The organism is Rathayibacter tritici (genome assembly GCF_002932875.1).
In the GTDB taxonomy this organism is placed as follows: domain Bacteria; phylum Actinomycetota; class Actinomycetes; order Actinomycetales; family Microbacteriaceae; genus Rathayibacter; species Rathayibacter tritici.
Genome location: NZ_PSWS01000059.1, coordinates 1 through 987, shown reverse-complemented (window position 1 = coordinate 987; position 987 = coordinate 1). Strand labels below are relative to the sequence as shown.

The window sequence follows — 987 nt, the reverse complement described above, 5'->3', positions numbered from 1 at the left end:
GATATTCCACACCGACTACCGGCGGCCACTGCGCACCTTCCGAGATGCCTTCAACGCCGTCCGCGGACTCATCTTTTTCACTCGGCAAAAAACCAATTTTGCATAAGCCTCCAGATATGGCTCATTGACGCTTATGCAAAATTTCCTCGCGCGCCTAGCGAACCGGTTTCCGACCAGGGTTCTTGTGAAGCCCTATCTAAATTTTGCGTTAGCCTCATTCCTGCCTCTCCTCTTTGTCAATTAACACGCGCAAATCCATCTCGATCAATCGTATTTTGCATAAGCCTCAAGGTTTATGATGACGTGCTGGGTCGTGCCTCTCTCAGAAGTTGCCAGGATCTGGGGTCAAGGCCCATCGTTCTACCGAGCGAGACTATCGTCTGAATAACATCGGACGGAAGCGGTTGGTCGACCTCGCTCAGCTCATATGCAAGCTGATCAAGGCAGAGCGCGTATTCCCCGTGGTCGAGGTAGTCCGTGACTCGCTGGGCTTGGTCGGGGTTCATTCTGTCGATCGTCCGTTCGAGTAAGTCGTTTAGCTGCTGCTCGCGTAAGATTCGAAGTTTCTTATCCACTTATTCTCCTTAATTAATTGGAAACGCGGTTATTATGCCTTCCCCAATCGGTTCGACGATGACGCGAATGGTTACGCCATCCCGTAGCCCCTCTACCAAGATTCTTGACGGCTCACCGTTTTTCGCATAGTCGCTTCCTAATGGTCCCTTGTTTTGTTTCCAGCGCAATGAGGGGTCTGTTGCGACGTCGGATACCTCATGCATGATTTTTGCGTCAGACCATTCCGCGGGGAACCTAGTCTTATTCGGGTCCCGGTCTGGGGAGTCCGTCCAACGATGTCCTCCAGCTTTACCTGTGGAGGTCCCGTCGCCTTCGAGGATATGCCTGGTTCGTGAGGGGCTGGCGAGGTTGATGTATTCCTCGGGGACGGGTTTGACGGCGTTGAGCGGTTCGCTCGGGGTGGTGATGTCT

General features: G+C 53.0%; 2 protein-coding genes. Both read right to left on the bottom strand.

Annotated features, from left to right (window positions below; genetic code table 11):
- Window positions 1–293: 293 nt before the first annotated feature.
- The gene (locus C5D07_RS15435) at window positions 294–575 is read right to left on the bottom strand and encodes a MafI family immunity protein (protein ID WP_068252815.1); all 282 of its coding nucleotides are present in this window, start codon (window positions 573–575) and stop codon (window positions 294–296) included.
- A 9-nt stretch (window positions 576–584) separates the two neighbouring features.
- On the bottom strand, window positions 585–987 hold a 403-nt coding region (locus C5D07_RS11725), incomplete at its 5' end, for an EndoU domain-containing protein (protein ID WP_170063546.1).